Origin of the sequence: Halorhodospira abdelmalekii, from assembly GCF_016583625.1 — a bacterium.
GTDB classification, from domain to species: domain Bacteria; phylum Pseudomonadota; class Gammaproteobacteria; order Nitrococcales; family Halorhodospiraceae; genus Halorhodospira; species Halorhodospira abdelmalekii.
This window is the reverse complement of sequence record NZ_NRRN01000010.1, coordinates 65,190-71,471: the sequence shown is the minus strand read 5'-3', so window position 1 is coordinate 71,471 and position 6,282 is coordinate 65,190. Positions and strand designations below refer to the sequence as shown.

Below are 6,282 nucleotides of genomic sequence, written 5' to 3'. Positions count from 1 at the left end.
GCCCCGGCCTCCTGACTGCCCCTCCTACCCCACTCTCCGCCTTCTCATCCGACTTGTCTTCGCCGACAGTTTTTGCAAGCATCGGTGAGGGGCTGCAGCCCCAGAGTGGAGTCGCTTGAAGGCGCTCACAACGACCCACGCCAGCCCAACCAATCCGAGAGGCAACCCAGCCATACCGCAGGAGGCCGCTGCGCATGACGCTTGAGCGCATCCTCGAAACCGCAATCAGCGAGGCAACCGGCACCCCCTTCGGTCCGGCACGCAGCAGCGACGCCGGCGGCGGCTGCATCCATCAGGCCCGTCTCTTCGAAGACGAGCACCGGCGTTTCTTCGTTAAGACCAACCGCAGCGATGCCGCCGCCCTCTTTGCGACCGAGGCGCAAGCGCTCACCGAACTTGTGGCCGCCGCAACAGCTCTCCGCATCCCTCGCCCGATCACCCACGGGCAGCACGGCGCCCACGCCTTTTTGGTGCTCGAGTATCTACCACTTGGTGGACGAGGGGGGCCAGCCGGCTACCGGCAACTCGGGGAGCAACTCGCCGCCCTGCACGCGGTGACCGCGTCGGAGCACGGCTGGCACACCGACAACTTCATCGGCTCGACCCCGCAGCCGAACACCTGGCAGCCGTCGTGGAGTGCCTTCTTTCGCACGCAGCGCCTGGAGCATCAGCTCGATCTGGCCCAAGCGCGCGGCGCCGGGCGGCGTTTGATCGAGCGCGGAGCAAAACTTGCGGCCCATCTCGATGCGCTGCTCGGCGACCACCACCCCACCCCCTCTCTGCTCCACGGCGACCTTTGGGGCGGCAACGCAGATTTTACTCGCAGCGGCGAGCCGACGATCTACGACCCGGCGACTTACTACGGTGATCGCGAGACCGACCTGGCGATGAGCGAGCTCTTCGGCGGTTTCCCAACAGCCTTCTATGAGGGCTACGATGCGATCTGGCCACGCAGCGACGGCTACGCGGTGCGTCGCGAGCTCTATCAGCTCTACCACGTCCTCAATCACTACAACCTGTTTGGCGGCATGTACCAACAGCAGGCGCAGCGGCAGATCGATCGCCTACTCGCCGAGATCGGTCACTGAATCGCCTGCACCAAGATCGGCGTTGTTCGGCCTCGTCGGCAGGCATGAACCGGCTCGGCCACTACCGTGTCATCCCCCATCCCTGGCACTATCGTGCTCGATGACGGGGCCGGTAGCGGTCACGGGAGCCGTACCCGCAACGGGCTCCGGCGGGGGAAGTGCGACTTGAGAAACTCCATCTGATCGGCCAGAATGCGCCGCCCTTGCAGATAGACGTACTCGGCGTGCGTCGGCGTGAAGGGGACGGCGATGAGCTGCATACCGGCCTGCTCCGGGGAGCGATCACCCTTGTGGTTATTGCAGCGTTTACAGGCAGTGACGACGTTGTTCCAGGTATCGAAGCCACCGCGGCTGACCGGAGTCACGTGGTCGCGTGAGAGCTCGGCGTTGCGAAAGCGTTTGCCGCAGTAAAGGCAGACGTTGGCGTCGCGGCGAAACAGGGTCGGGTTGCTGAGCGGCGGCACGTAGCCGATGCGCCCTTTGAGCAGGGCTTGGCGAGCCCCCTCGGTCGCGATAATCGAGTTGAGCGTCAACACCGAACGCTGCCCGGTGACCGAGTTGTAACCGCCGCGAATCTGGTAAAGCGTGCTACCGCAAGCGTATGCAACCTGCTCCAAGTAGTAGTAGCGCACTGCCTCTTCGTAGCCGACCCACTCTAACGGCATACCCGAGACATCGGTGCGCAGGATCCTATGCTCGAACACCGCACTTCCCCCCTTGCGCTCAGGGCCTGCCTACTTATATCGGCTACGGCAGCCCTTGACAACCGTTTAACGATGACCGTGCGCACTGCCGCCGCATCATACGGAGAGCAGACGGAGCACGCTCGCACCAACTTTCAATCTTCCGCCCAAGCGGCGATACTACGCACAGAGGCTGCACACCCCGAGAGACCGGCCCGCCCTCTGGCGGCCCACTAGAGCCAGGATTTCGCCTATGTCCCGCTCCGCTTCGACCACCCCCGATGGCCACCCCGCAGCCCCCCCCGAGTGGACCCTGGATGCACTTGCCCGGCAGATCGACGCCGAGCTTACCGGCGACGGTCAGCGCACGGTTTGCGGTGTAGCCTCTCTGCGCAACGCCCGCAGCAACGACATCACCCTCTATCTTGGCGGCGGATATCGAAAACAGCTGCAGGAGACCCAGGCCGCGGCCGTCGTCCTCACCCACGAACACCAATCCGAAACCACCCTTCCGACCCTTGTCGTCGAGCAGCCGCGCCGCGCCTTCGTAACCCTGGTGCGCCTCTTAGCCCCCGCGCGTCCGCAACCTCAACCGGGAATTGCTGCCAGCGCTGTCATCAGCCCCAGCGCCGAAGTGGACGCCAGCGCGTGCATCGGTGCACACACCGTCGTGGGCGCAAATGCGACCATTGGCCACGGGGCGATCATCGGCCCCGGCTGCGTCATTGGCGAGCGCGCCAGTGTCGGCGCCGGAACCGAGTTGATCGCCCAGATCCACCTCGGCTGGGGGTGCCGGATCGGTGCCAATGGACTGATCCACCCCGGTGTTGTCATCGGCGCCGACGGCTTCGGATTCTTGCCCGCTGAGGGGGGCGGCTGGGAGAAGATTCCACAGATCGGTGGGGTCTGCATCGGCGATGACGTCGAGATCGGCGCCAACGCCACCGTCGACCGCGGCACACTGGAAGAGACCGTGATCGAGGACGGCGTCAAACTCGATGATCACGTACACATCGGCCACAACGCCCGCATCGGCGAAGGCACCATCATCGCCGGTGCGGCCGCCGTCGCCGGCAGTGTGACCATTGGACGCCACTGCATCATCGCTGGTGCCTGCGCCATCACGGATCACGTTACCATCGCCGACGGCGTGACCCTGCTTGGAATGACCGGAGTCACCGGATCGATCCGAGAGGCAGGATCGACCCACGCCTCTACGGGGCCCACCCAACCGCTGCGGCAGTGGCGCCGGAACGCCGTGCGCATCACCCAGCTCGACGAGCTGGCACGGCGGGTACAGCGACTTGAGCGGCACGCCGACGCTGGCAACAACGGCACAGACGACACCGACCGTTGATGAGCTGATGATGGCGCCCAGGCAACGACGTGTTTGCCTTTATCGACAGATTATAGGCAGAGGCACGCCCCGCCGGCGCTCTAGCGATCGAATCAGTCGCTGCGCAGTCGCTGCAGGCCGCGCTCGATCGTAGCCCTAGAGGCGCCACCGGTCTGGGTATGGACCAGCTGTCCTTCAGCACTGTAGAAGAGCGTCGTCGGCAAGGCCTGTGAACCCGTAGCGTTGCCGACCGCATTGCGCGGATCGAGGTAGATATTCTCAAGGCCGGGGTTGCGCTCTTCGAGAAAACGGCGCACCTGAGCTGGCCCCTCACCCTGGTTGATGAAGAGGAAGGAGACGTCGCTCTCTTCTTGCTGCAACTGCGCGAACGTCGGCATCTCACGGATGCAGTGCGGACACCAAGTCGCCCACAGGTTGACCACCAGCGGCTGTCCCTTCGCTGCGGCCAATTCCGCCAACCCGAGCCGCTCACCCTCCAGTGTGCTGATCTCGACGTCGGGCAACGGCCGTGATTGCTGCTCAATCATCGTCATCGGCCCGGCAGTGAGCCCCCAGGTGATTCCACCGGCTGCTATCGCGGTCACCAGCGGCCGACGCACTTGCGGCGAGCGCCACAGACGCCAGGCGACGTAGAACGCGCCGCCAATCAGGGCACCGATCGGCTCGAAGCCGCCATCGCGGATATCGATCATCGCCAGCGGCCCGTCGAAACTGCCCCAGTAGCGAACGACAAAGGCCGCGCGCGCGCTGATCAGACCGACCGTCAACAGCGCCAGCAGGTAATCGATCACCCGGACTTGCTGCCGCAGCCCCGCCAAAGCACCGGTCACTAGGGCAACGACAATAGCCACCAGAATCAACAGTTGACCGATGGAAAGCGCTAGCGGGCCGAGCGCAACGCTCTGCTGCAGGATGCCCATTTACATCTCCTTAGTTTTCGTCACCGTACGAACGCACCAGTGGCCGCGGCAGCCCGCGACCGCTCCATGCTAAAACCAGGCGCATGGCGCCGTCGCGCTCAGCGGCGTAGCTCGTCCATACGGCCAAGCGCCGCACCTGCCCGCGGGTGATCTTGATCTGCTCGGCCGACTGAAAGCCGGGCCTACGGTGGATGCGCCGCAGCGTCGCCAACGACATCGTCGCCGCCCACGCACAGAAGCGGCGAATCCCCGGCTGGCTCGGTGGCACAAGCAGAATGTAGGAGCGCGCCGCCTCCATATACTCGGTCGCGACCCCGACCATCCGCCTCATACCTTGGCGAAAAGCCGGATCACTGCTCCACTCCTCCTCCGGCTCCAGCTCACAACCGACCTCGCCGAAGAGATCGCGCGGTAGCCAGCACAGACCACGCGCCCGATCGTCCCAGACATCTTTCAAGACGTTGGTCGCCTGCAGCCCCAAGCCGAAGCGTCGACCGAGTTCCATCATCTGGTCACGCCGCTCGCCAATCTCTTCGACCTCGATCGCGAAGAGCTCGGTCAACATCTCACCGACTACACCGGCGACGTAGTAACAGTACGACTCAAAACTGGCCTGATCGGGCAAACCTGCGGGCGACTTAAGGCGCTGAAAGCGCGCCATGCCCCCACCCATAATCGAAACACAGCGGAGGACCGCGGCCTGATGTGCCTCGGACAGACCGTTCGTTACGGCGACCACGCGCGGCAACGACAGCACGAGATCGCGCTCCGCCGCTGGTGTATCCCAGGCCAGCGCCCGTACCACCTCACCGGCCCAACGCTCAGGGTCACGCTGACCTTCCAGCACCTCCTGCAGGCCGACGAAGAGATCGTGTTTCCCGGCCGGCTCCAGGTGAGAGTGGTCCTCAAGGGTGTCGGCGATCCGACACAGCAAATAGGCGTTTGTCACCGTATCGCGCAAGGCTAACGGTAACTGCGGGATCGTCAGCGCAAAGGTACGCGAGACCCCCGGCAGTGCTGCCTCTTGGTAGGCACGATCAACCGCCCAGCGATAGGCGCGGTTGCGATCGCGGTTCTTCTGCTGCACCAGGTTCGGCTCATGCACGGTCTTGGCCCTTTCTATGGCTCCCGGCTCGGGTCGCTCGCATGTCGCGTGTGACTCGTATAAAAGGCATCGTAAAATAGGCGCTGTTTATCAGCGCCGTGGGCCGTAAAGGCGGCGCGGGCAGCCTCGATCATCGCCGGGGGCCCCGCGATGTAGATATCGAAATCTTCCAGCCGCGGATGATCGACCAGCACCGCCTCATGCACCTGGCCCGAACGGCCAGCTCGCTCTGGTCGCTGCCGCGTCTCGCTGGTGGCCTCGCTGTTTTCCGGCGCCACCGCCGCAACCTCTACAACCACCGGGACATAGCGCAAATTCGCCTGCTTGCGCTGCTGTGCCCGCACCCACGACTCCAGATAGAGGCCAGCTGCCGTCGCTGCTCCCCAGTAGAGCTCGATCGGACGTTCGATACCGGCGGCAAAGGCCTGCTCTAAGATGCTCTTACAGGGCGCAAACCCGGTCCCACCAGCCACCAAAAGCACCGGTCGCTGTCGATCCTCGCGCAGATAGAACTGCCCATGTGGCCCCTCAATCTGCCATCGTTCACCAACTTGCAGCCGCTCAAAGACATGATCGGTAAAGGCCCCGTCGGCAACGCGCCGAATGTGCAGCTCCAAGCGCTGATCGGCATGCGGCGGATTGGCCAGCGAGAAGGCGCGCCGACGCCCGTCACGCCCGGTGACCTCGATATATTGACCGGCTAGGAAGGGCAAGCGCTCACCGGCCGGCAACTCCAGCCAAATCCGGCGCACCTCGGGGGCTAAGGTTTCGATCTGCGCCACCCGAGCACTCAACGAGCGCGGCGCTGGCGGCCCAGCCGCCGGCTGCGGCGCCCACTCCAAACGCAGACGGCTACGCGGCTCGGCTTGGCAGAGGATTGCGGCACCCTGAAGACGTTCTGCCGGATCGAGCGCCGGCGGCTCACCCTGCGGATAGGCGACCTCCCCCTCTTGGATACGCTGCTGGCAACCACCGCAAAAACCACCGCGGCAACCGTAGGGCAGTGCCCACCCTTGGCGCAACGCAGCATCGAGCACCGTCTCGCCGGGGGCTACGGTGAATCGGCTGCCGTCGGCCAACACCACCTCATGCTCGTGCATCATCACCTCCCGTAAAAGTGCCGCCCTAA

Annotated in this window: 6 protein-coding genes; 2 read left to right on the top strand and 4 right to left on the bottom strand. The window is 64.5% G+C overall.

Annotated features, from left to right (window positions below; genetic code table 11):
* Positions 1 to 194 precede the first annotated feature (194 nt).
* Positions 195 to 1,088 carry a fructosamine kinase family protein gene (locus CKO15_RS03840; RefSeq protein ID WP_200192684.1) on the top strand — a complete coding sequence of 298 codons (894 nt, stop codon included), beginning with the start codon at positions 195 to 197 and terminating at the stop codon, positions 1,086 to 1,088.
* A 119-nt stretch (positions 1,089 to 1,207) separates the two neighbouring features.
* Here CKO15_RS03840 and CKO15_RS03835 read toward each other — a convergent pair whose 3' ends face one another.
* Positions 1,208 to 1,753 carry an HNH endonuclease gene (locus CKO15_RS03835; RefSeq protein ID WP_200192702.1) on the bottom strand — a complete coding sequence of 182 codons (546 nt, stop codon included), beginning with the start codon at positions 1,751 to 1,753 and terminating at the stop codon, positions 1,208 to 1,210.
* Positions 1,754 to 2,024: 271 nt separating this feature from the next.
* Between CKO15_RS03835 and lpxD the strand changes: the two genes are divergently transcribed.
* Positions 2,025 to 3,128, top strand: coding sequence for a UDP-3-O-(3-hydroxymyristoyl)glucosamine N-acyltransferase (lpxD, locus tag CKO15_RS03830; RefSeq protein WP_200192682.1), 1,104 nt, complete (start codon positions 2,025 to 2,027; stop codon positions 3,126 to 3,128).
* A 92-nt stretch (positions 3,129 to 3,220) separates the two neighbouring features.
* On the opposite strand, the gene CKO15_RS03825 is transcribed toward lpxD, so the two are convergent.
* The 3 genes from CKO15_RS03825 to CKO15_RS03815 are packed head-to-tail and all read right to left on the bottom strand — an operon-like array spanning position 3,221 to position 6,256.
* Complete coding sequence (locus CKO15_RS03825) at positions 3,221 to 4,048, bottom strand: TlpA disulfide reductase family protein (RefSeq protein ID WP_200192680.1); 828 nt, start codon at positions 4,046 to 4,048, stop codon at positions 3,221 to 3,223.
* Between the two features lie 10 nt (positions 4,049 to 4,058).
* Positions 4,059 to 5,153 (bottom strand): squalene/phytoene synthase family protein, encoded by a 1,095-nt coding sequence (locus CKO15_RS03820; protein WP_200192678.1) that lies wholly within the window; start codon positions 5,151 to 5,153, stop codon positions 4,059 to 4,061.
* A gap of 14 nt (positions 5,154 to 5,167) precedes the next feature.
* Positions 5,168 to 6,256 carry an FAD-binding oxidoreductase gene (locus tag CKO15_RS03815; RefSeq protein ID WP_242464539.1) on the bottom strand — a complete coding sequence of 363 codons (1,089 nt, stop codon included), beginning with the start codon at positions 6,254 to 6,256 and terminating at the stop codon, positions 5,168 to 5,170.
* Positions 6,257 to 6,282: the final 26 nt, after the last annotated feature.